This is a genomic window from Pseudomonas fluorescens (assembly GCF_902498195.1).
GTDB classification, from domain to species: domain Bacteria; phylum Pseudomonadota; class Gammaproteobacteria; order Pseudomonadales; family Pseudomonadaceae; genus Aquipseudomonas; species Aquipseudomonas fluorescens_BU.
The window spans coordinates 954,298-980,905 of the sequence record NZ_CABVIY010000002.1 but is presented as its reverse complement, the minus strand read 5'-3'; the positions used below and the strand labels follow the sequence as shown (position 1 = coordinate 980,905).

Genomic DNA, 26,608 nt, shown 5'->3' with positions numbered 1-26,608 from the left:
ATCCGAGCAGCCCGACATGCCCCGCAGTCCGCGTAGTCCAGGATGGCCAACGCCCCGGTTTCGGTTTGGACGATGGCTGTTGCTGAGCGGTTTCCTGCTGACCGTGCTGGGCAGTGTCCAGGCCGACTGGGATTTTGCGCGGATCCTGGCGTCCGCCGAAAAACGCTACGGCACCCTCGGCCCGGCGCGGGGGCGAATCGAAGCCTGGCGTCAAATGCTCCCAGACGAACGCAATGCCTCGGAGCGTGAGCAACTGGAGGCAGTCAATCATTTCTTCAACCAGCAGCTGACGTTCCAGGACGACACGCGCATCTGGCGTCAAACCGATTACTGGGCCACGCCCGTCGAATCACTGGTCAAGGGTGCCGCCGACTGCGAGGACTACGCCCTGGCGAAATATTTCAGCCTGCGCGAACTCGGGATTCCCAGCGAAAAACTGCGCATTACCTACGTCAAGGCGCTGACCCAGAACCAGGCGCACATGGTGCTGACGTTCTACAGCAGCCCCACCGCCGACCCGCTGGTGCTGGACAACCTGATCGGCGAGATCCGCCCCGCCTCGCAACGCAAGGACCTGCTGCCGGTGTATGCCTTCAACGCCGAGGGCCTGTACCTGCCGGGAACTCCTGGCGGAAAACGCAGCGGCGACTCGAAAAAACTGTCGCGCTGGCAAGACGTACTGCAAAAGATGCAGGCTGAAGGCTTCGCCGTGGGCGACGGCTGAACGCCACAGCAAGGAGCGTTTGATGAAACTGCGCAACCAGTTGTTTCTCGCCATCTGCCTGTTCCTGCTGGTGGCCTTCAGCGGCAGCTTTTTTGTCAGCCTGGAAAGCTCTCGCGAACAGGTGCTCGGCCAGTTGCGCTCCCACGCCCAGGATGCGGCGACCGCGCTGGGCCTGTCGCTGACCGCGCAAATCGATGACCCGGCGATGATGGAATTGATGGTCAGCTCGATTTTCGACAGTGGCTACTTCAGCAGCATTCGCATCGTCGACACCGGGGACGAGCAGGTCCTGGTGGAGCGCAATGCGCCGGCGCGGGTCGAGGGCGTGCCGGGCTGGTTTGTCACCCTGGTCAACCTGCGCCATCAAGGCGGCGACGCGTTGATCATGCGCGGCTGGGAGCAGGCGGCCCGGGTTGAAGTGTTGAGCAACCCGCAATTCGCCCTGGCCAAACTCTGGGACAGCACCCTGGGCAGCCTGATCTGGTTGTTGCTGTGCGGATTGCTCAGTGCGGTGTTCGGCGGCTGGCTGTTGCGCCGGCAACTGCGTCCGCTCGACACCCTGGTCAGACAGGCCGAAGCCATCAGCAAGCGCGAGTTCCTGAGCCTGCCGAAACTGCCACGTACCCCGGAGTTGAAACGCGTCGTGCTGGCCATGAACCAGATGGTCGAGAAGCTCAAGGCGCTGTTTACCGAAGAGGCGTTGCGCAGTGAAAAGCTGCGCAACGAATCCTATCAGGACAGCCTGACCGGCCTGGCCAACCGGCGCTTGCTGGATGAACAACTGGCGGACCACTTGCTGGTCGCCGAACAACAGTGCGACGGTCATTTGCTGGTATTGCGCATCAATGACCTGACCGGACTCAACCAGCGCCTGGGCGGCCAACGCACCGATGCGTTGATCAGCGCCGTCGGCGAACTGCTCAAGCGCCTGACCCGACCGCCGCAGCGGCGGACCTGGCTGGCGGCGCGTAACCGCGGGGGCGAATTCAGCCTGTTGACGCCGGGCCTCGATACCGAGGACGCCGCACGCCTGGCCGCCGAAATCAGCACCACCCTGGAAAACCTGCGCCTGACCGGTGCCAGTGACTGCACACCGGTCGCGCACCTGGGCATCGTCGCCTACCATCCCGGCGAAACACCCGGCGACGTGCTGATGCGGCTCGATCAGGCACTGGCCCAGGCTCGCCAGCACGTCGACCGACCCTGGGTGCACTTGAGCCACGGCGAAACCCTGTCGCCCCCATCCCAGCAGGACTGGCGCAGCTGGATCGACGAGGCGCTGACCCAAGGCAAACTACAGCTGTATTTCCAGCCGGTGGTGCAATGCGCCGACACCAGCGAAGTGTTGCATCACAAAGTCCTTGCACGCCTGCTCGACCCACAGGGACAAACCATTGCCGCCGGGCATTTCCTGCCCTGGATCGAGCGTCTGGGCTGGTCGGCACGCTTCGACCTGGCCATGCTCGAAGCGACCCTGGACTACCTGGCTGTCAATCGCTGGCCGCTGGCGCTGAGCCTGTCCGGCAATACCTTGCGTGATCAGCCGCAGTTGCAACTGATCCTCGACATGCTCGAATCCCTGCCGGAACTGGCGCCGTTGCTGATCCTGGAAATCGATGAGCGCCAATTGCCGCCGCCCGACGAACTACAGCGGCTGAGTCATAGCCTGCTCGACACCGGCTACCGCATCGGCCTGCAGCATTTTGGCGGCAGTTTCAGCCAGATCGGCAACCTCACCCAACTGGGCCTGGCCTACCTGAAAATCGATGGCGCCTATATCCGGCATATCGACGAGCAGCGGGACAAACGCCTGTTTATCGAGGCGATCTTCAGGGCGACCAACAGCATTGATTTGCCGTTGATTGCCGAAATGGTCGAGACCCAGGGGGAGCTGGAGGCGATCAGGGAGTTGGGGGTGTTCGGGGTGATGGGACGGTTGATCGGGCCGCCTGAGCCGATGTGATGTGTACCCGATAAACCTGTAGGAGCGAGCCTGCTCGCGATAGCGATGGTTCAGTCAACAGCCTTGTTGAAGGTGAAACCGCTATCGCGAGCAGGCTCGCTCCTACAGGGGATTTGCGTGAACCAGCCCTTCAGGTCACACGGTGTCCACCTTCAACGAATGATCGTTGAGCATGCCGTTGATGATGGTGGCCGAGTCCGCACCGGACACCACCCCGCCCGCCCCTGGCGTGACGCCGTAATGGCTGGCCAGGTTGATGCCGGCCAGGTCGATGGTCTGGTTCGGTGCCGCCCCGGCCAGGGCGCTGACGTCGATGCTGGTGACCAGGGACTCGCCGCTGCCGATGACCTTGAAGTGCAGGTAGTCATCCAGCGACGCCGCGGTGCTGTTCTCCCCTTGCAGCAGTTGCGACAGGTCGAGCTTGTCGGTGCCCGGCGTGAAGTCGGTGATCACGTCATGGCCGCTATTGCCCTTGAGCCACTGGAAGGTGTCGGCGCCGCTGCCGCCAGTCAGGGTGTTGTTGCCCAACCCGCCAATCAGGAAATCGTCGCCGCCCTCGCCGTTGAGCACGTCGTTGCCCAGGCCGCCGGTGATGACGTTGCTGTTGTCGTCCCCGGTCAGCTTGTCGTTGAAACTGGAACCGACGAGGTTTTCGATGGCGGTCAGGGTGTCGGTGCCGGCACCGAACGTATTCTGCGCCCCGGTCTCACCCAGGTTGACCGTCACACCCGCCATGGCGTGGGCATAGCTGACGGTATCGTTGCCGGTGCCGCCGTCGAGCAGGTCATTGCCCGTGCCGCTGAACAGCAAGTCGTTGCCACCATCACCGTGCAGTTCGTTGTTGCCATCGCCGGCGCTGAGAATGTCGTTGCCGTCACCGCCCTGCAGCAGGTTGTCGCCGCTGCCCGCCAGCAGCGTGTCGTCGCCGCCGGTCCCGGTGAGGGTGTGGCCATCCTGATAGCTGATGGACACGTTGCCGCTGGCGCTGCCGCCATGGCCGTCGTTGGTGGTGTAGGTGCCGTGGTAGTCCGGCGTCAGGTCGTGGGCAGCGGAATAATCGAGCTTGAGGGTCAGTTCGTATTTTTCCGAACCGCCGGCGCCGATTTCACCGGGGTTTTTCACGTTGGAGATCTGGATCTGGTACGCAGCGTCCGACGCCGCGATGATGGGATCAGCACCGAGGGTCGTCCAGTCAACGCCATTGGTGGAGTACTGCATCGTGATATGGCCGTCAGCCAGGTTGTGGTCCAGGTTGAGGGTTTCGCCCTGCTTGAGGTTGACGGTGATGCGGTCCTCGTCATTGATGTTGGCCGCGGTGACCGGCCCCAGGTAGCCACTGATCACCAACAGCGCCGTCATGGTCGCGGCATTGCCGGCGAACGAACTGCGCACGTCATTGAGGATCTGGTTCGACTCCTTGGACCCGATGCCGGTGAAGCTGATCGCGCCGCTGCCGGTGAGGTCCGAGCCTTTGCCGGCCCAGCCGGTATTGAAGGTGGTCGGCGTCGCGCTGAGCGGACTGCCATCGGGGTTGACGTCGTTGGCCACCAGCACGTCGCCGGGCACGGTGACCTTGGCCGAGAGGATGTTGGTGATGATGTGATCATCGCCGGCCACGGGTAGAGGGGGCGCATTGGGAGTGACCTTGACCACCAGGCTCGAGTTGGCGAGATCGCCGTCGTGGTCACTGACGGTGAAAGCGATGTTTTCGGTGAGCGCCACCGAGGTGGTTTTCTGCGAAACGTAGCTGTATTCGCCGGTGTCGAGGTTCACCACCAGGGTGCCGTTGTTGCCGGTGGCGATGCTCAAGGTGTTGTTGAGCGTGTTGAAGGTGCCGTGGTTGGGACCGCCGCTGGCGGTCAGCGCGCCGTCGTTGCTGTTGCCCCGGGGATCGTAGGTGTAGGTGGTGCCATCGATGGTGATGGTTTTGATGAAGCCGCCATCGGCCCCGAATGAACCGCCCTCGCCCAGCAGCGAACCGGTCAAGGCTGCGCCGACCACCGTGCCCGAGAGTACTGCGTTGAGCTGGCCAAGCTCGGTGACGATCACCGCGTTGGTATTGGTGCCCGCGCCATTGCCGTCGTACGCCAGTGGATCGAGGGCGTCATTGTCGACGCCTTTGCCCAGGCCGATCGCGTAGTTCTTGATGTGATTGTCGGTGAGAAACTCTTTCCAGTCCGCCTCATCCCGGGTCCCGATCGAGCCTTCGTTGGGTTTGCCGTCGGAGAAGAAGTAGCCGACGTTCTGTGCGCCCGTCAGTTTGCCGTCATTGTCGAAGGCGTCTTTGGCCACCTTCACTGCTTCGTCGTAGTCGGTACCGCCGCTGGCCTTCAAACCGGCGATGATCGACTTGGCGGTCGCCACGTCCACCCACAGTGAGGTCGGGTCATTCGCGTGGCTGCCGAAGGTAACGATCTGTACCTTCACGTCACCCAGGTCGTCGTATTTGTCGAGCAAGGTACTGATCGCCTGTTTGGCCCACTCAAGCCGCGAAAGACGCCCTACCCCGGAGAGCTCGTTCATGCTGGCGGACACATCGATCACCAGCAGCAGGTTGGTGTCGGTGCCGGCCGCGATGATCGTGTGTTCCGTCGCCACGGCCCTGGGCACGTCATCGACGATGTTGACCACGATGGTGCTGGTGGTGCTGGTGCCCTGGGCATCGGTGGCCTTGTAGGTGAAGGTGTCGCTCAGGGTGTTCGGGCCATCGTTGGCGCCCGGCGAGGTTTTCGGCGCCGAGGTCAGGGTGTAGGTGTAGGTGCCGTTGGCATTGAGCAGCAGTTGCCCGTAGGTGCCGGTGGCGCTGCCGACCAGGGTGTAGTTGATCGCGCCCGACGCGCCGGTGACCGAGCCCACCAGCGTGCCACTGGCGGTTTCCCCGGTGTTGCCCGGATCGCTGCCGGTGACAGTGCCGGCCGCCAGGTCCTGGCCGTCCTTGCTCAGGTCCAGGGCTTTTTCGTAGACCGTCACGTCGGTGTCGGGGATGGCCTTGATCTGGGCGTTGCAGACATCGATGGTGATGGTGGTGGTGCTTTGGTCGCCATCGGCATCGCGCACGGTATAGGTGAAGACATCGGTCGCCCCCTCCTTGCCGACCGAGTCCGGGTTGCTGTGATAGACCGCGCTGCCATCGGCGTCCAGGGTCAGGTAACCGTACTTGCCGATGATCTGCGTATTGAGCCCGCCCACCACCGCCTTCGACGGATTGCCGCCAGCGCGTACACCGATGACCGCTGCTATCCCGTCGGCACCGCCGATGTCATTGTCCAGTACGTTGCCGCTGATCGTGCCGCCTTCGACCACTGAAGGGGTGTCGGCTCTGGCGGTGGGCAGGTCATCGACAATGTTGACGTTGATCTGCCCGGTCGCCCGGCTGCCATCGGTGTCGACGGCGACCACGTTGAGGTCCTCGGTGAGGGTGTTGGCGCCCTTGCCGCTCTCGTGGGTTTCGTTATCCACCAGGGTGTAGCTGTAGCTGACGACGCCGGTCACCGGGTTGTAGCCGGTGATGGTCAGGGTATTGCCCAGGTGCGTGACGATCGATTGCGGAATCCCGGCCGCGACCCCGCCGCTGACCAGGGCAATCCCGCCCACGGTCAGGGTTTGCAGGCCATCCAGGGCGGTGACTGTGAAAGTGCCGCTCTGGGTCAGTGCGGGCGTGTTGGGGTGGGAGCCGTCGCTGAGGTTCTTTTCGTAGACCGTCAGCTCGCCGCAATCGATATCCAGGCCTTTGATGATGACCGGGTCATTGTTGTTATGGACGTTCAGCACCAGCTGGGCGTTGCTGGTGTCGCCATCGGCGTCGGTGAGGGTGTAGGTGAAGGTCTCGGTGCCGTTGCCACGGCCTTGCAAGGCTTTGAAATCGGCATCGGCGGGGTTCAGGGTGTAGGTGTAGGTGCCGTTGGCATTCAATTGCAGGGTGCCGTAGGTCCCGACGAAGGTGCCGGGAGTGATCGGCCCGCTGTTGGGGCCGGTCGCCACGGCATCGGCGCCTTGCACATCGTTGGCCAGCACGTTGCCGTTGAGGGTCAGTAACGACTCCGAGGCCGTTTTGGGGTTGCTGTCGTTCATCGCCTTCGGCACGTCATCGACGATGTTGACCACGATGGTGCTGGTAACCACGTTGCCCAGGGAATCGGTGGCCTGGTAGGTGAAGTTTTCATGCATGACGTTGGCGCCGTCATTGGCGTGGGGCGTGGTGCTCGGCGGAGAGGTCAGGGTGTAGGTGTAGGTGCCGTTCGGGTTGAGGTGAATTTGCCCGTAGGCTCCGTTGGCGCTGCCGACCAGGGCATAGGTGATCGCGCCCACGGCGCCGGTCACCGAGCCGACCAGGCTGCCGCTCGCGGTTTCGCCGGTGCTGCCTGGCTGGCTGCCGACGACGGTACCGGCGGCCAGGTCCTGGCCGTCCTTGCTCAGGTCCAGGGCTTTTTCGTACACGGTGACGTCATGGTCGCTGACCGCTGTGATGCAGCTGTCGTTGACGCCGATGGTGATGGTGGTGGTGCTCTCGTCGCCGTCGGCATCGCGGATTGTGTAAGTGAACACGTCCACCGCCCCCGGGCCGTTCACCGCATTCGGGTTGCTGTGGTAGACCGCGTCGCCGTTGGCGGCGAGGGTCAGGTAGCCGTACTTGCCGACGATCTGCTGGTTCAGGCCGCCGATCGCCGAGGTCGAGGTGTCCGCACCGGCGCGCACGCCCACCACCCCGCCGCCGGCGGCCAGCCCATCGGCGCCGCCGATGTCATTGTCCAGCACGTTGCCGCGAATCGTGCCGCCTACCGTCACTGAAGGGTCGTCAGCCTTGGCTTGCGGTACGTCATCGACGACGTTGACCACGATGGTGCTGGTGACGGTGTTGCCCTGAGAGTCGGTGGCCTGATACGTGAAACTTTCACTCACCTTGTTGGCGCCATCGTTGGCTTGGGGCGTGGTGCTGGCCGACGAGGTCAGGGTGTAGGTGTAGCTGCCGTCGGGATTGAGCACGATCTGCCCATAGTGGCCGGTGGCGCTGCCAACCAGGGCGTAGGTGATTGCGCCCACGCCGCCGGTCACCGAGCCGACCAGAGAGCCGCTGGCGGTTTCGCCGGTGCTGCCCGGCTGGCTGCCGACGACCGTGCCGGGGGCCAGGTCCTGGCCGTCCCTGGTCAGGTCCAGGGCTTTTTCGTACACGGTGACGTCGCGGTCGCTGGCCGCTATGAGGCAGCTGTCGTAGACGCCGACGGTGATGGTGGTGGTGCTCTCGTCACCGTCGGCATCGCGGATTGTGTAAGTGAACACGTCCACCGCCCCCGAGCCGTTCACCGCATTCGGGTTGCTGTGGTAGACCGCGTCGCCGTTGGCAGCGAGGGTCAGGTAGCCGTATTTGCCGATGATCTGCTCGTTCAGGCCGCCGATCGCCGAGGTCGAGGTGTCCGAACCGGCGCGCACGCCCACCACCGCGCCCTTGGGGTCCAGCCCGTCGGCACCGCCGATGTCATTGTCCAGCACGTTGCCGCGGATCGTGCCGCCCTCTCTCACTGAAGGGTCGTCGGCATGGGCGGTCGGCAGGTCGTCGACGATGTTGACGTTGATCTGCCCGGAGGCGGTGCTGCCATCGGTGTCGGTGGCAACGACGTTGAAATTCTCGGTGAGGCTGTTGGCACCGTTGGCGTTCGGGTGGGTTTCGTTATCCACCAGGGTGTAGCTGTAGCTGACCACGCCGGTCGCCGGGTTGTAGCCCGTGATGGTCAGCGTACTGCCCAATGGCGTCGTGATCGATTGCGGGAACCCGGCCGCCACGCCGCCGCTGACCACGGAGATGCCGCCCACGGTCAGGGTTTGCAGGCCATCCGGCGCACTGACGGTGAAGGTGCCGTGCTGGGTCAGCGCCGGTGTGTCGGGGCTGGTGCCGTCGCTGAGGTTTTTCTCGTAGACCGTCAGCTCACCGCCCTTCACGTCGAGGCCGTTGAGGGTCACCCCATCGTTGTCGTTGCGGATGTTCAGCACCAGGTTGGCGGTGCTGGTGTCGCCGTCGGCGTCGGTGAGCGTGTACGTGAAGGTCTCGGTGCCGGCGGCGCCACCGTGCAGGGCTTTGTAGTCGGCATCGCTGACGTTCAGGGTGTAGGTGTAAGTGCCATTGGCGTTCAGCACCAGGGTGCCGTACTTGCCGACAAAAGTACCGGGGGTGATCGGGCCGGCGTTTTCACCGACCGGCACACGGTCCGCGCCCTGTATGTCGTTGCTCAGCACGTTGCCGTTGAGGGTCAGCTGGTTTTCCGACGCCGTGCCGCTGTTGCTGTCGTCGATCGCCTTGGGCGCGTCGTCGATGATGGTGATGTCCAGGGACCCGGTGGCGGTGTCGCCGTTGCTGTCGCCCGCCACGACAGTGAAGTGCTCGCTGAGGGAGGTGCCGTCACCGGTCGAATGGGATTCGCTGCCGTTGAGGGTGTAGCTGTAGCTGACCACGCCGGTCGCCGGGTTGTACCCGGTGATGGTCAGGGTGCTGCCCAACGGGGTGGTGATCGACTGCGGGAAGCCCACCGCGACACCGCCGCTGACGATATTGATCCCGCCAATGCTCAGGCTGGTCAGCCCATCGGGCGCCGTGACGGTGAAGGTGCCGTTCTGGGTCAGCGCGGCAGGATTGCGCGCCGAGCCATCGGCGAGGTTGGCTTCGTTGAGGGTCAGCTCGCCCCCCGACACCGACAGGCCGTCGAGGGTGACCGGATTGTTCGAATCATTCGGTGTATCGGGCACCACGGGCGCCACTGGCGATACCGGCGCATCGACCGCCGCGATGCCATTGTCCGGGTCACCGGCCAGGCGTTCTTCGGGCAGCTCGGGGATGCCATTGAAACCGGCGGTGGGGAAGCCGATTTTCGGATCGACCCGCCCGCCCACTTCTTCAAGCAAGACAAAACTGTGGCCGCCGCCCAGGGCGCCACCGGCAGGCCCGGTCGAACCTGGCCCGGCCGCCGTGGCTTCAGCGCTCTGCGTCGGGTCGTCACCGGCGGCAATGGCTTTTTGCAGTTGCTCGACATCGCTCAATTGCGCCTGGCTCGGCGTCACCGCCTCGGCCGTGTTCACGTGGGGCGATTGATGCGCCAGCAGCTGAGCGTTCATTTGCAGGCTGCTGCCCCGTCCCAGGGTCAGCTCCTGGCCGTTTTGCAGATGCACGGCCACCGCGCCTTCGGCACCGGTATTGAGTTGATCACCGGCGAACAATCGGTCGCCCTCGATCAGCACGCGACGCGTGCCGTCGCTCGCCACTGCGAACACCTGACCGATGACCTTACTGACGATACCGATGAGCGTAGCCATGTGCATCTCCTCCGCTGCCAACCACCGTCGGCACCTTTTTTGTTACGGAGAACATGCGTGTGGATGACCCAGGCAGGTGGCCCGGCGGATCGTCTACCGACCAGCGGCGTTACGTAAGTAAGCCGCTGCCCCGGCGACATCTCGCCCAGCGTATTGCTCAAGGGCGTCGCCTACGGACGGGTGCAAACCCTTTGCAATCAATGGCATCGGGCCCTACTTCCGCGACAACTTGCCCTGCAAGCGATGCGTAACGGTCCTGAATCACTCGTGTGACAAAAAACCGTCACCCCAGTCCGCCCCGCGTCCCTCCCCTCCAGCACTTCTCCGCTCTATGTCGATAATTGGATTGGAACTTTTTCTCAAGCCCCGATGAGCGCCCTAAAGCTCGTAAATCCAGGGCTTCGCCATTGAACAATGTGCTGGATTTTGCAGAGCGCATAAGTTTTTTTCGGCATAAAGCTTATGAGAAATACTTCTTAGGTTGTCTCCAGAATGTTCTTAGCTCTGTTGTTAAAAGCATGAAACGGTTTACCCATAAATGTCGTCAAATAATTGGCGACTGATAAGCGCCATCAGGAATCAGGGAGATGCACCCATGCGCCTTTTAACCCCCCTCTGCTCCGCAGTTTTACTGGCCATGGCCTGCACTTCCCAGGCAAATGCCATGTCATTGACCGAAGCGATCCAGAGCACCATCGCGACCCACCCGGAGCTGGCGTCGCGGGTAGACAGCCGTCTGTCGGCTGATGAGGACGTGAAGGTCGCCAAGGGGGGCTTTTATCCGTCCGTCGATTTGAATGCCGCCTACGGTCGCGGTTACAGCGATAACACCAACACCCGGGCGTTCGGCAATCACCACACGGAAATCCTCAACTACACCCAATCGGAACTGCGCCTGCGCCAGATGCTGTTCGACGGTTTCAACACCGCCAACGAGGTCGAGCGCACCAAGGGCGTGGTCAACTCCCGGGCCTATTACGCCCAGGGCACCGCCCAGGACCTGGCCTTGCGCACCATCGAGGTCTACCTCGAAGTGCTCAAGCGCCGTGAACTGGTGACCCTGGCCAAGAACAACCTGCAAGCGCACTTGCGGGTCAACGACCAGATCGGCCTGCGCACCGAGCGCGGTGTCGGCAGCAACGCCGACGCCGACCAGTCCACCGCTCGTCGGGCGCTGGCGGAGAACAACCTCGACACCGCCGAAGTCGACCTGGCCGACGCCGAATCGAACTTCTACGCCGTCGTCGGGCGCCTGCCCGATGAGCTTGAAGCACCGCCTTCGACCCGTGGCGAACTGCCGGCCAGCCTGCAGGAAGCCCAGCAGAGCATGGTGGAAAACAACCCCTACCTGAAATCCGCCCAGGCGGACGTGCAATCGGCCGAGAGCCAGTACGAAGTCGCCAAGTCGCCGTTCTACCCGCGCTTCGACGCCGAAGCGGCGGTGGGCGCGAACAACAACATCGCCGGCGAAGAAGGCCACGACAACGAATGGCGGGTCGGCGTGGTGATGAACTACAACCTGTTCCGCGGTGGCAGCGACAAGGCGCGGCTGCAGTCCGACGCCCACAAGATCAATCAGGCCATGGACATCCGCAACAACGCCCTGCGCCAGCTCAACGAGAACATTCACCTGGCCTGGAACGCCATGGTCAACGCCAAGAAACAAACCCCGACCGCCCGTGAATACGCCGACACCAGCAAACGCGTGCGCATGGCCTACCAGGATCAGTTCGGCCTCGGCCAGCGTACCCTGCTCGACCTGCTCGACAGTGAAAACGAACTCTACAACGCCAACCGCCGCTACACCGAAGTACGCTACACCGAGGAATTTTCGATGTACCGTGTACTGGCGAACATGGGGCAGTTGTTGAGCAAACAGCGGGTCGTGCTGCCCGTCGATGCGATCGCCCAGACCGAAGTCAAAAGTGAAGCTCGTCTGCCTGAACTCAAATAAGGTCCCTGTAGGAGCGAGCATGCTCGCGATGATCGTTAACGATGACGCGGGAAGCCTGACACCCCGCGGCGCCCTCAGGTTCATCGCGAGCTTGCTCGCTCCTACAGTAGTCGTGCAATTACGGGAGCGATCAATGTGACCAGCATGGAACCCGGCAACACCGGTGTCGATCCGCGCCTGAGCTTCGATGACCCGCTTCTCGATGGTCTGTTGATCCTCTGCAAACTCCATGGCGCGACGGTCAGCCGCGCCAGCCTCAGTGCCGGGCTGCCAATGGCACACCAACGCCTGAGCCTGGACCTGCTGCCCCGCGCAGCGGCCCGGGCCGGTTTGCAGGCGCGCCTGCTGCGCCGCGACCTCAAGGACATTTCCCCGCTCAACCTGCCGGTCCTGCTGCTGCTGAACAATGGCCGCACCGCCGTGTTGCGCCGCATCGGCGAGGATGGCCGGGTGCTGATCCTGCCCAGCGAAGCCGAGGGCGGCGAACAATGGATCAGCCCGCAAGCGCTGGAAGAACATTACGCGGGCCAGGCCCTGTTCGCCCGGCCACGACACGAACTTGAAGACCTGCGCTCGCCCCTGGTGCCCCGGGTGCAAGCCTGGTTTCGCGACACCCTGAAGCTGTCGAAGTGGCTGTACAGCGATGCGATCCTGGCGAGTTTCCTGATCAACCTGCTGGGCCTGATGGTGCCGCTGTTCGTGATGCAGACCTACGACCGCGTGGTGCCGAACCAGGCCACCTCGACGCTGTGGGTGTTGTCCATCGGCTTGCTGATCGGCACCGGGTTCGAACTGGTGCTGCGCGTGGTGCGCGCGCATTTGCTGGACACCGCCGGCAAGAAAACCGACGTGATCCTGTCCGCGACGCTGTTCGAGCGCATCACCGGCATGGCGATGAAAGCGCGACCGGCGACCATCGGCGGTTTCGCCCAGAGCATTCATGACTTCCAGGGCCTGCGGGAATTTCTCACCGCCGTGACACTCACCAGCCTCATCGACCTGCCCTTTGCCCTGCTGATGCTGCTGGTGATTGGCCTGCTCGGCGGCTGGCTGGTGGTGATTCCGGTCCTGGCCTTCCCGATCACGATCATTTTCGCCATGGTGATTCAGGCGCGGCTGCGCGACACCGTGCAAAAAAGCCTGACCCTGGGCGCCGAACGCCAGGCCCTGCTCATTGAAACCCTCGGCGGCCTGGAAACCCTCAAGGCCTGCAGCGCCGAAAGCGAGCGCCAGCACAAATGGGAAAGCACCCACGGCGCCCTCACCCGCCTCGACAGCCACGCGCGCAACCTGGCGGCGCTGGCCACCAACGGCACGCTGTTCATCCAGCAGTTCTCCGGCATGGCGACCATCGTCGCCGGGGTCTACAGCATCATCGCCGGCAACCTGAGCGTCGGCGCGCTGGTGGCAACCTACATGCTCGGCAGCCGGGTGCTGGCGCCGCTGGGGCAGATCGCCGGGCTGATCACCCGCTACCAGCAAGCGCAACTGACCATGAAAAGCACCGACGCGCTGATGTCGCTGCCCCAGGAGCGCGATGCTTCGCAACGGCCGCTGGAACGCACACAGCTGCAAGGGGCACTGGACGTAGTCGGCGTGACGTTCCACTACAACGGCCAGAACGCACCGGCGCTGGCCAATGTCAGCTTCAGCGTCAAACCCGGCGAACGGATCGGCATCATCGGCCGCAGCGGCTCGGGCAAAAGCACCCTGGCGCGACTGGTGATGGGCTTCTACGAACCGGCGGAAGGCCAGTTGCTGCTCGATGGCCTGGACCTGCGGCAACTCGATGTCGCCGACCTGCGCCACCAGATCGGTTACGTCGCCCACGACCTGCCGCTGCTGGCCGGCAGCCTGCGTGACAACCTGACCCTCGGCGCGCGCTATATCAGTGATTCGCGCATGCTCGAAGTGGCGGAACTGACAGGTGTCACCGAATTGGCCCGGCAACATCCGCAAGGCTTCGACCGGCCCGTGGGTGAGCGCGGGCAGCTGCTGTCCGGCGGTCAACGCCAAGCCGTGCTGCTGGCCCGGGCGCTGTTGCTCGATCCGCCGATCATGCTGCTGGACGAACCCACCAGCGCCATGGACAACAGCAGCGAAGACGTCCTGCGGCAAAAACTCCAGGGCTGGATGCAGGGCAAGACCCTGTTGCTGGTCACACACCGCACCTCAATGCTCAGCCTGGTAGATCGACTGGTGGTGCTGGATAACGGGCGGATCGTCGCCGACGGCCCTAAAGAAGCGGTCATTGACGCACTGCGCAAGGGCCGTGTCGGCTCTGCGGCGGTCTAGGAGTTGCCCATGTCTGCGGATCAAGGTTCACGTGGCTACTTCAACAGTTTCAACAAAAGCGCCGAAGTCGAATTCATGCCGGAAACGGCCGGCGCTTCATTGCAGGACTCCCCGCGCTGGTCGCGGATCACCGTGTGGCTGGCGGCGGCGCTGCTGATCAGCGCGCTGGTCTGGGCCAAGTTCGCCGTGTTGCAGGAAGTGACCATGGGCGAAGGCAAGGCGATTCCGTCGAGCAAGGTGCAAGTGATCCAGAACCTTGAGGGCGGTATCGTCACCGAGATCTTCGTCCGCGAAGGGCAAATGGTGAACAAGGGCGATACCCTGCTGCGCCTGGATGACACGCGCTACCTGTCGAATAAGGGGGAAAGCGAAGTCGATCGATACGCGCTGACCGCGCAGGTCGAACGCTTGTCGGCGGAAGCCGAGGGCCGGCCCTTCAAGCTGTCGGACGAGGTGATCGCCAAGGCGCCGCAAGTGGCCGAAGACGAACGCTCGCTGTACGAACAACGGCAACGGCGACTGGCCAGCGAGCAACGCACGCTGACCGAACAACTGCGGCAAAAAACCCAGGAGCTGGCGGAGTTTCGCTCCAAGGCCGGGCAGTACAGCTCAAGCCTGGCGCTGGTCAACCAGGAAATGAACATGTCCGAGCCACTGGTCAAGACCGGCGCCGTGTCGCCGGTGGAAATCCTGCGGCTCAAGCGCAGCGCCGTGGAAATCCGTGGCTCGCTGAACGCCACCACCCTGGCGATACCCCGGGCGGAATCGGCGATGGCCGAGATCAAGAGCAAGATCGACGAATCGGAACAGACCTTCCGTTCGGAAGCGGCCAAGGAACTGAATGAGAAACGCACCGACCTGTCGAAAATCACAGCGTCGAGCATCGCCATCGACGACCGCGTGACCCGCACCACCGTGACCTCGCCGGTCAAGGGCATCATCAAGGTGTTGAAGGTCAACACCATTGGCGGCGTGGTCCAACCGGGCAGCGACATGGTGGAAATCGTGCCCTTCGAAGACAACCTGCTGATCGAGGCCAAAGTGCGGCCACAGGACGTGGCATTCCTGCATCCGGGCCAGAAAGCCATGGTCAAGTTCAGTGCCTACGACTACACGATCTATGGCGGCTTGAGCGCCAAGCTTGAACTGATTGGCGCGGACACCATCACCGATGACAAGGGCAACAGCTTCTACCTGATTCAGGTGCGCACCGATAAGAACCATTTGGGCGGGGATGCGAAACCGCTGCTGATCATCCCGGGGATGGTGGCGACCGTGGACATTATTACCGGGGAGAAAACGGTGCTGGATTACTTGCTTAAACCGGTGTTGAAAGCGCGGACCGAGGCGATGCGCGAAAGGTAGTTGCAGTGGGGATTTTCTGTGATTGTTCTGGCGCTTTCGCGAGCAAGCCCCTAAAAACGCCGATTATTTCAACCCATGATTACGCTGAAAAACCTCCGCCCCCATCGCCGCTATCTGCCCCTCGATCAAGGCTTCGAACGGCTTCAACAACGACGCGAACGAAGCCGGCGCTTCCAGCACCTGCAACGCCTGCACAATCGCCTCCACCGTCGACAACGCGCCCGGCCCCGGCGCCTTGCGCAGCCGATAACGGGACACACCACCTTCGGCCAAAGTCACCCTGGGCAGCGCCGCCAGCAACGGGTTCAAGTGCAGCATCTTGCGCGCCTTGCGCCAGGTGCCGTCCGGGACCACCAGCAACAACGGATCATCCGATGCGCTGTAAGCCTGCATTGGCTGCGCATCGTCGGCGGGAAACAACAATCGCGCCTGATACCCCGGCTGATTCAACAGCGTTGGCAAATCCTCGAACACCTCGCCAACGATCAACTGGGCATTGTTCAAGCCCAGCGCCGCCAGGCGCGCGGTGTTCAGCGCATGATTCACTTCGCTGGGGTGTTGCAGGATCAAGACCCGGGTGCGGCTGTCGAGGCTGGGGATCAGTGGGCACAGGCAGTGGGTTTGCGGGCGCAGGCAGCGCGGGCACTGGATTCTGGACATGGTCTTAAACCTGGTTGAGCTGCGCTTTGAGCAGATCGCGGAAGGTCTGGATCAGCGGCTCGCGGCTGCGGCCCCGGCGCACGATCATCGAGAACGGCGCCTGATACCCGAAAGTCGCCGGCAGCAGCACGCGCAAGTCACCCTTGTCGGCCCAGGCCTGAGCGTAGTGTTCAGGCAAATAGCCGATATAGGCACCGGACAGCACCAGGATCAGCTGCGCCTCCATACTCTCCACCGTCGCGGCGCTGTGCTTGAAGCCGTGGCGCGCCAGTTCGGCTTGGCTCCAGTAGCCACGCCCGACCATGCGTTGCTGGGTAATGACCTGCTCGGGAATGCGCCGTTCGTTGAACAGCGGGTGCCGCGTGCTGCAATACAACCAGTGCTGTTCGCGGTAGAGCGGCATGTACACCAGCCCGCTCATGCGCGTGGAAAACGCGCCGATGGCCAGGTCGAGGCGGTTGTCCTGCACGCCCAGTTGCAGTTCGTAGGGGCTCATGACCGACAGGTGCAAATGCACCGCCGGGTGTTCCTGGCTGTAGGCGCCAATGGCTTCGGCGAACGGTAAGGCCTTGTCGCTGACCGTGGAGTCGATCACCCCCAGGTTCAGCGTGCCGCGCAATTCGCCCTTGAGCGCGGCGGCGTATTGTTCGAAACCTTCCAGCTCGCCGAGCAGGCGCAGGGTTTCCTGGTGGAACAGTTCGCCTTTGCTGGTCAGGCTGAAACCACCACGACCGCGATGGCACAGCACCAGGCCGAGCGCTGATTCGAGCTGGCTCATGTAGGTGCTGATGGCCGACGTCGAGAGGTTGAGCTCTTGCTGGGCGTTGGCGAATCCCTGATGCCGCACCACACTGACGAAAATGCGCAATAGTTTCAGGTCGGGTAAAGCGTTGGCCATGGGGGCACTCCAAACACAGGTCGAGCACTGTAGGAGCTGCCGAAGGCTGCGATCTTTTGATTCTCGACGCGTTCAGGGCCACATAGGATCAAAATCAAAAGATCGCAGCCTTCGGCAGCTCCTACAGAGTCATCCGTCAGCCAGTAAGTCAAAGGTGAAGTCTATCGCCACCATCGCCATTAGTTTAGAAAAATCTGAACTAAGTATTTGCCCGTAGCGATTCTTCCCGGCCACTACCTTTCGCAGAATCAGCCCACAGCGGTGCCTGTGTCTCCCCGACCGGCGCAACCGACATAAATAAAACAACGACGATGAGGCCCTACCCGTGGACAAGATTCTTCACCAACCACTGGGCGGCAACGAAATGCCGCGTTTCGGCGGCATCGCCACCATGCTGCGACTCCCCCATGTTCCTACCGCTGCCGGCCTGGACGCTGCCTTCGTAGGCGTGCCCCTGGACATCGGTACTTCGCTGCGCCCCGGCACCCGTTTCGGGCCGCGCGACATCCGCGCCGAATCGGTGATGATCCGCCCGTACAACATGGCCACCGGTGCTGCGCCGTTCGACTCGCTGTCGGTTGCCGACATCGGCGACGTGGCGATCAACACCTTCAACCTGCTGGATGCCGTACGGATCATCGAAGAATCCTACGACAACATCCTCGAACACGATGTGATCCCGCTGACACTGGGCGGTGACCACACCATCACCCTGCCGATCCTGCGTGCCATCCACAAGAAGCACGGCAAGGTCGGCCTGGTGCACATCGACGCCCACGCCGATGTGAACGATCACATGTTCGGCGAGAAAATCGCCCACGGCACCACCTTCCGTCGCGCCGTTGAAGAAGGTCTGATCGACCCGGACCGCGTGGTCCAGATCGGCCTGCGTGCCCAGGGCTACACCGCCGACGACTTCAACTGGAGCCGCAACCAGGGCTTCCGTGTGGTCCAGGCCGAAGAGTGCTGGCACAAATCCCTCGCCCCGCTGATGGCTGAAGTGCGCGAGAAAGTCGGTGGCGGCCCGGTGTACCTGAGCTTCGACATCGACGGCATCGACCCGGCCTGGGCCCCTGGCACCGGCACCCCGGAAATCGGCGGCCTGACGACCATTCAGGCGATCGAAATCGTTCGCGGCTGCCAAGGCCTCGACCTGGTCGGTTGCGATCTGGTAGAAGTCTCGCCCGCTTACGACACCACCGGTAACACCTCGCTGCTGGCCGCCAACCTGCTGTACGAAATGCTCTGCGTACTGCCAGGCGTGGTTCACCGCTGAGGATGGGTCATGACCGAACGTGATCAGGTCTTGAACGCGGCTGCCGATCTGGTATCCGCCTTCGCCCGTAACGATCGCGAAGCCTACTTCGGCGCGTTCAGCGCCGATGCCAGCTTCGTCTTCTACACCCTCGAACAGCCGCTGCTGTCGCGCGATGCCTACCAGGCGTTGTGGGACAGCTGGCGTGCCGAGGATGGCTTCGAAGTGCTGTCGTGTACTTCGAGCAACGCCTTCGTCAGCCTGCAGGGCGACGTGGCGATTTTCATCCATGACGTGGCCACCGAGCTGCGCATGCAAGGGGAGCAACACTTCAGCCAGGAGCGCGAGACGATTGTTTTCAAGAAACAAGCGTCTGGCCAAGAACAACAAGGCCAGTGGCTGGCCTGTCACGAACATTTGTCCGCCATGCCGGAAGGGCTGCCAACCCCTTAGCCAAACAGGTGACGCTCACACACGATGAGCGCGCCTTTATGATCGGAGCAGATCATGAATAACAACAACAACGAAAAAAGCCTTAGCAGCATCGAAACAAACGGGGTCGAACAGATCCCGGACAATGAACGCGACGCCCGGCCCAGCGACCTGTTTCGCTTGATCTTCGGCGGCGCGAACACCTTTGCCACCGCCGTGCTTGGCAGTTTCCCGGTGTTGTTCGGCCTGTCGTTCCAGGCGGGCGTCTGGGCGATTGTGCTGGGCGTGGTGCTCGGTGCATTGATCCTGGCGCCCATGGGCCTGTTCGGTCCGATCAACGGCACCAACAACGCGGTGTCCTCCGGTGCGCACTTCGGCGTGCACGGGCGCATCGTCGGCTCTTTTCTGTCGCTGTTGACCGCTATCGCGTTTTTCTCGCTCTCCGTCTGGAGCTCGGGCGATGCGCTGGTGGGCGGGGCCAAGCGCCTGGTCAACCTGCCGGAAACCGACCTGACCCTGGGCCTGGCCTACGGCCTGTTCGCGCTGCTGGTCCTGACCGTGTGCATCTACGGCTTCCGCTTCATGCTGTGGGTCAACCGTATCGCGGTGTGGGCGGCCAGCCTGTTGTTCCTGCTGGGCATTTTCGCCTTTGCGCCGGCGTTTGACAGTCAATACGCCGGCACGGTGGCCATGGGTCAGGCCGGGTTCTGGGCAGCCTTTATCGGCGCCGCGCTGGTGGCCATGAGCAACCCGATTTCCTTCGGAGCGTTCCTGGGCGACTGGTCGCGCTACATCCCGCGTGAGACGCCCAAAGGCCGGATCATGCTGTCGGTCATCGCTGCGCAATTGGCCACCCTGATCCCGTTCCTGTTCGGCCTTGCCACCGCCACCATCGTTGCGATCAAGGCGCCGGACTACATCGCGGCCAACAACTACGTCGGCGGCTTGCTGGCGGTATCGCCGAGCTGGTTCTTCCTGCCGGTGTGCCTGATTGCGGTGATCGGCGGCATGTCCACCGGCACCACCTCGCTCTATGGCACCGGGCTGGACATGTCCAGCGTGTTCCCACGGGTGCTGTCGCGGGTCAAGGCCACGCTGCTGATCGGTGTGATGTCGATTGCCTTCATCTTCATCGGTCGCTTCGCGGCGAACCTGGTGCAGAGCGTGTCGACCTTCGCCGTGCTGATCATCACCTGCACCACCCCGTGGATGGTGATCATGATTATCGGCCTGCTGGTTCGTCGCGGCTTCTACTGCCCGGATGACCTGCAAGTGTTCACCCGTGGCGAAACCGGTGGCCGCTACTGGTTCACCCACGGCTGGAACTGGCGTGGCCTGGGTGCCTGGATCCCGAGCGCGGCCGTCGGCCTGTGCTTCGTGAACCTGCCGGGGCAATTCGTCGGACCGTTGGGCGAGCTGGCCGGTGGTATCGACATCAGCCTGCCTGTGACCCTGGGCCTGGCCTCGGTGGTGTATCTGGTATTGCTGAGTCTGTTCCCGGAATCGACGGCGGTGTTCGGCCCCAACGATCCACGCAACAAGAGCACGGATTCGCTCGCAAAACCGGCGATGCGACAAGTCGCCTGAATCAACTGTGGGAGCGGGCTTGCTCGCGAAGGCGGCGGCACATCCAGCAACGATGTGACTGGCAAACCGCTTTCGCGAGCGAGCCCGCTCCCACACAAAGCAGTCCACAGAAACGTTTTAGTTTCACCATAAAAAAGACAATCGGAGACACGCCATAATGGCTTTGGATTTATTCGTCGTACTCATCTACGCCGCCGCGATGCTGATACTCGGCTATTACGGCATGCGCAAGGCCAAGACCAACGAAGACTTTTTGGTCGCCGGTCGTAACCTCGGCCCAACCCTCTACATGGGCACCATGGCGGCCACCGTTCTCGGCGGCGCGTCCACCGTGGGCACCGTGCGCCTGGGCTACGTGCATGGCATCTCCGGTTTCTGGCTCTGCGCCGCGCTGGGTTGCGGCATCGTGGCGCTGAACCTGTTCCTCGCCAAGCCGCTGTTGAAGCTGAAGATCTACACCGTTACCCAGGTCCTGGAAAAACGCTACAACCCGATGGCCCGCTCCGCGAGCGCGGCGATCATGCTGGCGTACGCGCTGATGATCGGCGTGACCTCGATCCTGGCCATCGGCACCGTGTTGCAAGTGCTGTTCGGCCTGCCGTTCTGGGTCTCGGTACTGCTCGGCGGTGGCGTGGTGGTGATCTACTCGGCCATCGGCGGCATGTGGTCGCTGACCCTGACCGACATCGTCCAGTTCGTGATCAAGACCGTTGGCCTGATGTTCATCCTGCTGCCAATCTGCCTGTACCGCGTGGGCGGTTGGGATGAACTGGTGTTGAAACTGCCGGCGGCGAGCTTCAGCTTCACCACCATCGGTTGGGACACCATCATCACCTACTTCATGATCTACTTCTTCGGCATCCTGATCGGTCAGGACATCTGGCAACGGGTGTTCACCGTCAAGACCGCCAAAGTGGCTCAGGTTGCCGGTACGTTCGCCGGTGTCTACTGCATTCTTTACGGCCTGGCCTGCGCCCTCATCGGCATGGCCGCTCACGTGCTGATCCCGGATCTGGACAACGTCAACAACGCGTTCGCCGCCATCGTGAAACTGTCCCTGCCGGACGGTATCCGTGGCCTGGTCATCGCTGCCGCCCTGGCCGCCATGATGTCCACCGCCAGCGCCGGCCTGCTCGCAGCCGCCACCACACTGACCGAAGACCTGCTGCCGAAACTGCGTGGCGGTAAACAATCGAGCCTGGGCCTGAACCGCCTGGTGACTATGTTGACCGGTATCGTGGTGCTCGGCATCGCCCTGGTGGTGAACGACGTGATCAGCGCCCTGACCCTGGCGTACAACCTGCTGGTGGGCGGCATGCTGATTCCGCTGATCGGCGCGATCTTCTGGAAACGTGCTACCACCGCCGGCGCCATCGCCAGCATGGGGCTGGGTTTCGCCACTGCCTTGCTGTTCATGTTCAAGGACGGTCTGGACGCCAACACCCCGATCTACTACAGCCTGGTGGCCGGCCTGGTGAGCTTCGTGGTGGTCAGCCTGATGTCCCGTCGCCCGGTCGCGGTGGCGAACGCCATCTAAACTGAAAAGAACGGATTGAGTTTTTCTTCGACGAGTGTGGCGTCGGTTGCCACACTCGTTTTTTTTCGCCTGAAGGAAAATGCTTATGAAGATCGTCAGCCGCGATCAGTGGTTCGAGGTCAAGCACCTCAGCGACGGCGTTCGCCTGATCCACGAGCCGTACATCCGCCCCTTCTACCGCTGCAACCTTTGGCACATTCAGGGCCGCGACAAGGATCTGCTGCTGGACAGCGGCTCTGGCCTGGTCAGCCTGCGCGAGCAATTGCCCTGGATCACTGAGCGGCCCCTGGTCGCGGTGGCCAGCCATTGCCATTTCGACCACATTGCCGGGCATCACGAATTCGCCGAACGCCTGGTGCACCCGGCCGAGGCGCAGATCCTCGCCGCGCCGGACGGCGAGAACGACCTGAGCCGGGCCTTTGTCGGCGATGACATGTTCGAGGCGCACCCCGATTGCCCGCTGTGCTACGCCGAGTACCGGGTCAAGGCCGCACCGGCCACGGGCATGATCGAAGAAGGCGATGTGCTGGACCTCGGTGATCGCCTACTGCAGGTGCTGCACACCCCGGGACATTCGCCAGGCGGCATCAGCCTGTACGAAGCCGCGACCCAAACCCTGTTCAGCGGCGACATCATCTACGACGGACCGCTGATCGAAGACGCCTACCACTCCAACCTCGAGGATTACGCCCGCAGCCTCCAGCGCTTGCGGGGGCTGCCGATCCGCACGGTGCATGGCGGGCATTTCGCCAGTTTTTCCGGGGAACACCTGCGCAACATGATTGACGAGTGGCAGCGCTCACACGGCTGAAGCCTGCTGTACTCAGTCTCTGGGCACACACTGTAACGCCCTCGAAGAACAGCCATGAAAAGAGCCGCCGTCCGCGCCACCGTGCATCGCTTCATCAGCCGCTTGCTGGAAGGTCAGGATGACTTCGACGACAACGCCAGTCTGGCGCAGTTGGGCCTGGATAAAACGGATATCGAAGAGCTGATCTTCCATCTGGAAGACGAACTGGGTTTGACGGCCTTCACCGCCGAGGAAGACCGGATGCTCAAGACGGCCAGGACGGTGAATGACTTGAGTCGGTTTTTGATGGAGATCGGGCGGCATTAGCCGCCGTGGTTGCAGGAGCCTCAAGACCGCCAGAATCGCAGCCTTCGGCAGCTCCTACAGGTTCACGTGCAATCGCAACACCGGCTCGACTCCCTGCAGGAGCTGCCGCAGGCTGCGATCCTTTGCGCCCTTGCGGGTTAACGGCGACGCTGCTGGCGTCGGCGTTGTTCGTCGTCGGTACGAATGGGCACAGGTTGCAGAGGCGGTTCGATCAAACCGAGCGCGACACCCAGGTCATGCAGCCAGTTTTGGATTTTCTCTTTCATGATGCCCCCTTCAGGGTAGTGCCGAGCGACCGGAATTCTGTAGCCGCTTCGAACTGATAATAGTCCGAAGTCATGAGCAATGCTCGCCCAAAGTGGCAATGATCTGTTACTGAATCGATCACAATCTGCCATCATTAAATCATGCAATCGCCCGGGCCGGGCTGTGCGCCGTCGGAAAGAGCGCCTGTTGCTCCTCTATCCACGCGTTCAGGTTGGCCCCGACCATCCCTTTGCGCCACATCAGCCAGGTGGTCGCGCTGGCAAAGGGTTCCGGCAGCGGATGCACCGCCACGCTTTCACGGCCGGGCAGGCTGGCCAGCATCGACTCGGACATCAGCGCCACACCGGAGCCGGCAATCACGCAGGCGAGCATCCCCGGATAGGACTCGATTTCGATCGCCCGCCCCATGGCGGCGTGATCGTGAGAAAACCAGGATTCCAGGCGCATCCGGTAGGAGCAGCCCTGGCGAAAGGTGAACACCGAACGCCCTTCCACATCCCGCGCGCTGCGTACCGGCGGATGTTCGGCCTCGCTGATCAGCACCAGCCGTTCCTCGCACAACAGCACACCGTCGAGCACGGCCAGTTCCGGCGGGCCATCCACCAGCGCCGCATCGAGCCGCCCCGTGACCAATCCCTCCAGCAACTCCCCGCTGGGTCCGGCCTGGACTTGCAGGTTCACTGCCGGGTAACGCCGGTGATAACGCGCCAACAGCCCGGGCAGATGAATCGCCGCCGTGCTGTACATGGTGCCAAGCACGAAGTCGCCGGCCGGCTGCCCGCCCTGCACTGCCGCGTGGGCCTCGTCATGCAAGGCGAACAGCTTGGCGGTGTAGTCCATCAGGACTTTTCCCGCAGGCGACAATTGCAAACGCTGACGCTCACGAACGAACAGCTCGACGCCGAGCTGCTCTTCCAGCTGCTTGAGTCGGGTCGACAGATTGGACGGCACCCGGTGCAGGCGTTCAGCGGCACGGGTGATGGATTCTTCCTGCGCCACTGCCTGGAAAATCCGCAATTGGCTGAACTCCACGACATTCTCCTAATAAGAACAAGTTTCTCACTATTATTCATTTTTAAAGAAAGTCAATCACCCCTAGCCTGACGGTCATTGAACCTTTGCAGGCACTTTGACCATGTCTCCCTTGATTCGCTTGTTCGCCAGTTTTATCGCTCTGATGATGGCCATGGGCATCGGCCGTTTTGCCTTGACGCCGCAATTGCCGCACCTGATCAGTGAAGGCCAGATCGACCTCACCACCGCCGGCCTGGTGGCCGCCGCCAATTACCTGGGGTATTTCATCGGCGCCGTGGACGCGATGTTCGCTCGTCGCCCCGCGCAAGTCCGCCACCGCTTGCTGGGAGGGCTGTGGCTGTGTGTGCTGCTGACGCTTGCCTCCTTCTGGGCTCACGGCTTCTCGTCGCACCTGCTGCTGCGCTTCGGGACCGGTGTGGCCAGCGCCTGGGTGCTGGTGATGATCACCGCGTTGAGCCAGCCGCTGGCCGCCGCTATCGGGCGCCCACGACTCGGTGCGCTGGTGTTTGCCGGACCGGGCCTGGGGATTTTTCTGACAGGCATGTTGGCGCTGGGCTCGAATTTGCTGGGCCAGGGATCTTCCACCTTGTGGCTGACCTATGCCGTAGTCGCCCTGATCTTGTTGCTGGCTATCGTGCGCATCCTGCCGCAACCGCCCGTGACGGCGGCTGTCGCCAGCGTCGCCACCTCGGGCAGCCAGGGCGTCGGCCGTTTGGGGGTGATTTATGCGCTATACGGTGTGGGCTATATCATCCCCGCGACGTTTCTGTCGCAGATGGCCAACGCGCAGTTCCAGGGCCAATGGCAAGCCGATCTGTTCTGGCCCTGCTTCGGCCTGGCAGCGGCGACCGGCGTGGTCCTGGTGAGTCTGCGCCGGCAAAACGCCAACACCACCCGCCAATGGTTGACGGCGACCTTGTGGATGCAAGCCGCCGGGGTCTTCGCTTGCCTGTCGGGCAACGCTGCGGGCCTGGCGTTGGGGGTGATGCTGTGTGGCACGCCATTCCTGGCTTGCATGCAACTGGTGATGCAGCGTTCCCGGGAACTGGCGCCCCACGCCACCCAACGCAACGCCGGGCTGCTGACGGCCTGTTTTGCCGTGGGTCAGCTCAGCGGGCCGCTGCTGGCGGCGCTGAGCAGCCATCTGCATGGTGACTTGCAGCCTGCGCTGATGTTCGCCGGCACTGGCCTGCTGATCGCCGGCGGCCTGCTCCTCGGCCCGCTCAGGACTGCCCGAGCGCTTTGCGCAAGCGGCGGCGCACCCACTGCTCGGCACTGACAAAGGTGATGCCCAGCAGCACCAGCACCGCCCCCGCGACGAAATTCAGGCTCAGCTGTTCACCCAGCAGCACCACGCCGAACGTGACACCAAACAAGGGTGTCATGAACGAAAACACCGCCAGGTTGGCCGCCATGTATCGACGCAACAGCCAGAACCAGACCAGGTAGCTGAAGAACGACACCACCACGCCCTGAAACAGCACGCTGGTCAACGCCACGGTCGTCAGGCTGACGTGAGTGATCTGGCCACTGAGCAACGCAATCAACAGCAGGCCGGCAAAGCCGACGATCAGCTGATAGAACAGCGTCAGGGTCACCGGCGCCTCGGATAACCGCGACGCCCGTACCACCACCGTCGTCGCGCCCCAGGCCGCACCGGCCAATACACCCAGGGCGTCGCCCATCAACATGCGGTGGTCGAGGTTGTCCCAGGACATGCCACCGGCAAAGGCGATGGCAATCCCGACGAACGCGAGGAAAATCCCCAGCCATTGCACAGGCCGCAAGCGCTCGCTCGGTAGCAGCCAGTGCACACCCAGCGCCGTGAAAATCGGCGCGGTGTAAAGAAACACCGACATATGCGCGGCGGTGGTCAATTGCAGGCCTTCGGAAATGAAGAAGAACTCCAGGCCGAACAGCGCGCCGGCCAACAGGCCACCGCGCCAGGTATTGCCCACCTGGTCCCAACCGCCCTTCCAGCAGATCAACAACCCGACCAGCAACGCCGACATGCCCGAACGCGCGGCCGCCTGCATGACCGGGGCAATGTCGGGCGCTGCCCACTTGATCATCACCTGCTGGACGCCCCAGACCAGGCACAGGCCCAGCATCACTTGCAGGGCAAATCCATCGGCGCTACGCCGGGTTGTACTCACTGGGAAACCTCGACAATACAATCCATGGCAGCCACTCGAAATTACCCATGTAGGAGCGAGCATG

The 26,608-nt window shown here is 62.7% G+C and carries 18 protein-coding genes and 1 pseudogene; 13 read left to right on the top strand and 6 right to left on the bottom strand.

The genetic code is table 11. The annotated features are described in order from the left end of the window. Positions 1-16: 16 nt before the first annotated feature. The gene (gene lapG / locus F8N66_RS10060; RefSeq protein WP_150770010.1) at positions 17-724 is read left to right on the top strand and encodes a cysteine protease LapG; all 708 of its coding nucleotides are present in this window, start codon (positions 17-19) and stop codon (positions 722-724) included. Positions 725-746: 22 nt separating this feature from the next. Beyond that, complete coding sequence (gene lapD, locus F8N66_RS10055; RefSeq protein ID WP_150770009.1) at positions 747-2,687, top strand: cyclic di-GMP receptor LapD; 1,941 nt, start codon at positions 747-749, stop codon at positions 2,685-2,687. A 135-nt stretch (positions 2,688-2,822) separates the two neighbouring features. Here lapD and F8N66_RS10050 read toward each other — a convergent pair whose 3' ends face one another. After that, a complete protein-coding gene (locus F8N66_RS10050) occupies positions 2,823-9,986 on the bottom strand; it encodes a retention module-containing protein (protein WP_150770008.1) in 7,164 nt (2,387 codons plus the stop codon). Between the two features lie 595 nt (positions 9,987-10,581). On the opposite strand from F8N66_RS10050, the gene F8N66_RS10045 reads away from it, so the two are divergent. From F8N66_RS10045 to F8N66_RS10035, 4 genes and pseudogenes are all read left to right on the top strand, one after another. Next, positions 10,582-11,940 carry a TolC family outer membrane protein gene (locus tag F8N66_RS10045; RefSeq protein ID WP_150770007.1) on the top strand — a complete coding sequence of 453 codons (1,359 nt, stop codon included), beginning with the start codon at positions 10,582-10,584 and terminating at the stop codon, positions 11,938-11,940. Between the two features lie 19 nt (positions 11,941-11,959). Next, a pseudogene (locus tag F8N66_RS31690) lies at positions 11,960-12,049 on the top strand (outer membrane lipoprotein carrier protein LolA); the annotation flags it as partial. Between the two features lie 26 nt (positions 12,050-12,075). Further along, a complete protein-coding gene (locus F8N66_RS10040; protein ID WP_150770006.1) occupies positions 12,076-14,235 on the top strand; it encodes a type I secretion system permease/ATPase in 2,160 nt (719 codons plus the stop codon). A gap of 9 nt (positions 14,236-14,244) precedes the next feature. Further along, positions 14,245-15,600: an HlyD family type I secretion periplasmic adaptor subunit gene (locus tag F8N66_RS10035; protein WP_150770005.1), complete on the top strand. Its 1,356-nt coding sequence runs from the start codon at positions 14,245-14,247 to the stop codon at positions 15,598-15,600. 63 nt (positions 15,601-15,663) lie between these two features. On the opposite strand, the gene F8N66_RS10030 is transcribed toward F8N66_RS10035, so the two are convergent. Then, a complete protein-coding gene (locus F8N66_RS10030; protein WP_150770004.1) occupies positions 15,664-16,260 on the bottom strand; it encodes a tRNA-uridine aminocarboxypropyltransferase in 597 nt (198 codons plus the stop codon). A 4-nt stretch (positions 16,261-16,264) separates the two neighbouring features. After that, a complete protein-coding gene (locus F8N66_RS10025) occupies positions 16,265-17,158 on the bottom strand; it encodes a LysR family transcriptional regulator (protein WP_150770003.1) in 894 nt (297 codons plus the stop codon). A gap of 325 nt (positions 17,159-17,483) precedes the next feature. On the opposite strand from F8N66_RS10025, the gene speB reads away from it, so the two are divergent. From speB to F8N66_RS09995, 6 genes are all read left to right on the top strand, one after another. Next, positions 17,484-18,434 carry an agmatinase gene (gene speB, locus F8N66_RS10020; protein WP_150770002.1) on the top strand — a complete coding sequence of 317 codons (951 nt, stop codon included), beginning with the start codon at positions 17,484-17,486 and terminating at the stop codon, positions 18,432-18,434. A 9-nt stretch (positions 18,435-18,443) separates the two neighbouring features. Next, positions 18,444-18,866, top strand: a complete 423-nt coding sequence (locus F8N66_RS10015; protein WP_150770001.1) for a YybH family protein — start codon at positions 18,444-18,446, stop codon at positions 18,864-18,866. A gap of 54 nt (positions 18,867-18,920) precedes the next feature. Then, positions 18,921-20,432, top strand: a complete 1,512-nt coding sequence (locus F8N66_RS10010) for a purine-cytosine permease family protein (protein ID WP_150770000.1) — start codon at positions 18,921-18,923, stop codon at positions 20,430-20,432. 157 nt (positions 20,433-20,589) lie between these two features. Beyond that, positions 20,590-21,969, top strand: coding sequence for a sodium:solute symporter (locus F8N66_RS10005; RefSeq protein WP_150769999.1), 1,380 nt, complete (start codon positions 20,590-20,592; stop codon positions 21,967-21,969). An 85-nt stretch (positions 21,970-22,054) separates the two neighbouring features. Further along, the gene (locus tag F8N66_RS10000) at positions 22,055-22,780 is read left to right on the top strand and encodes an MBL fold metallo-hydrolase (RefSeq protein WP_150769998.1); all 726 of its coding nucleotides are present in this window, start codon (positions 22,055-22,057) and stop codon (positions 22,778-22,780) included. A gap of 54 nt (positions 22,781-22,834) precedes the next feature. Then, the gene (locus F8N66_RS09995) at positions 22,835-23,086 is read left to right on the top strand and encodes an acyl carrier protein (RefSeq protein ID WP_150769997.1); all 252 of its coding nucleotides are present in this window, start codon (positions 22,835-22,837) and stop codon (positions 23,084-23,086) included. Between the two features lie 137 nt (positions 23,087-23,223). Here F8N66_RS09995 and F8N66_RS31955 read toward each other — a convergent pair whose 3' ends face one another. Further along, positions 23,224-23,352, bottom strand: a complete 129-nt coding sequence (locus F8N66_RS31955) for a PA1414 family protein (RefSeq protein ID WP_007914492.1) — start codon at positions 23,350-23,352, stop codon at positions 23,224-23,226. 139 nt (positions 23,353-23,491) lie between these two features. Continuing rightward, complete coding sequence (gene ptrR / locus F8N66_RS09990) at positions 23,492-24,385, bottom strand: putrescine utilization regulator PtrR (RefSeq protein ID WP_150769996.1); 894 nt, start codon at positions 24,383-24,385, stop codon at positions 23,492-23,494. A 103-nt stretch (positions 24,386-24,488) separates the two neighbouring features. Between ptrR and F8N66_RS09985 the strand changes: the two genes are divergently transcribed. Continuing rightward, a complete protein-coding gene (locus F8N66_RS09985) occupies positions 24,489-25,667 on the top strand; it encodes an MFS transporter (RefSeq protein WP_150769995.1) in 1,179 nt (392 codons plus the stop codon). On the opposite strand, the gene F8N66_RS09980 is transcribed toward F8N66_RS09985, so the two are convergent. Continuing rightward, a complete protein-coding gene (locus F8N66_RS09980) occupies positions 25,612-26,544 on the bottom strand; it encodes a DMT family transporter (RefSeq protein WP_150769994.1) in 933 nt (310 codons plus the stop codon). The two genes, F8N66_RS09985 and F8N66_RS09980, sit on opposite strands and share 56 nt — an antisense overlap. Positions 26,545-26,608: the final 64 nt, after the last annotated feature.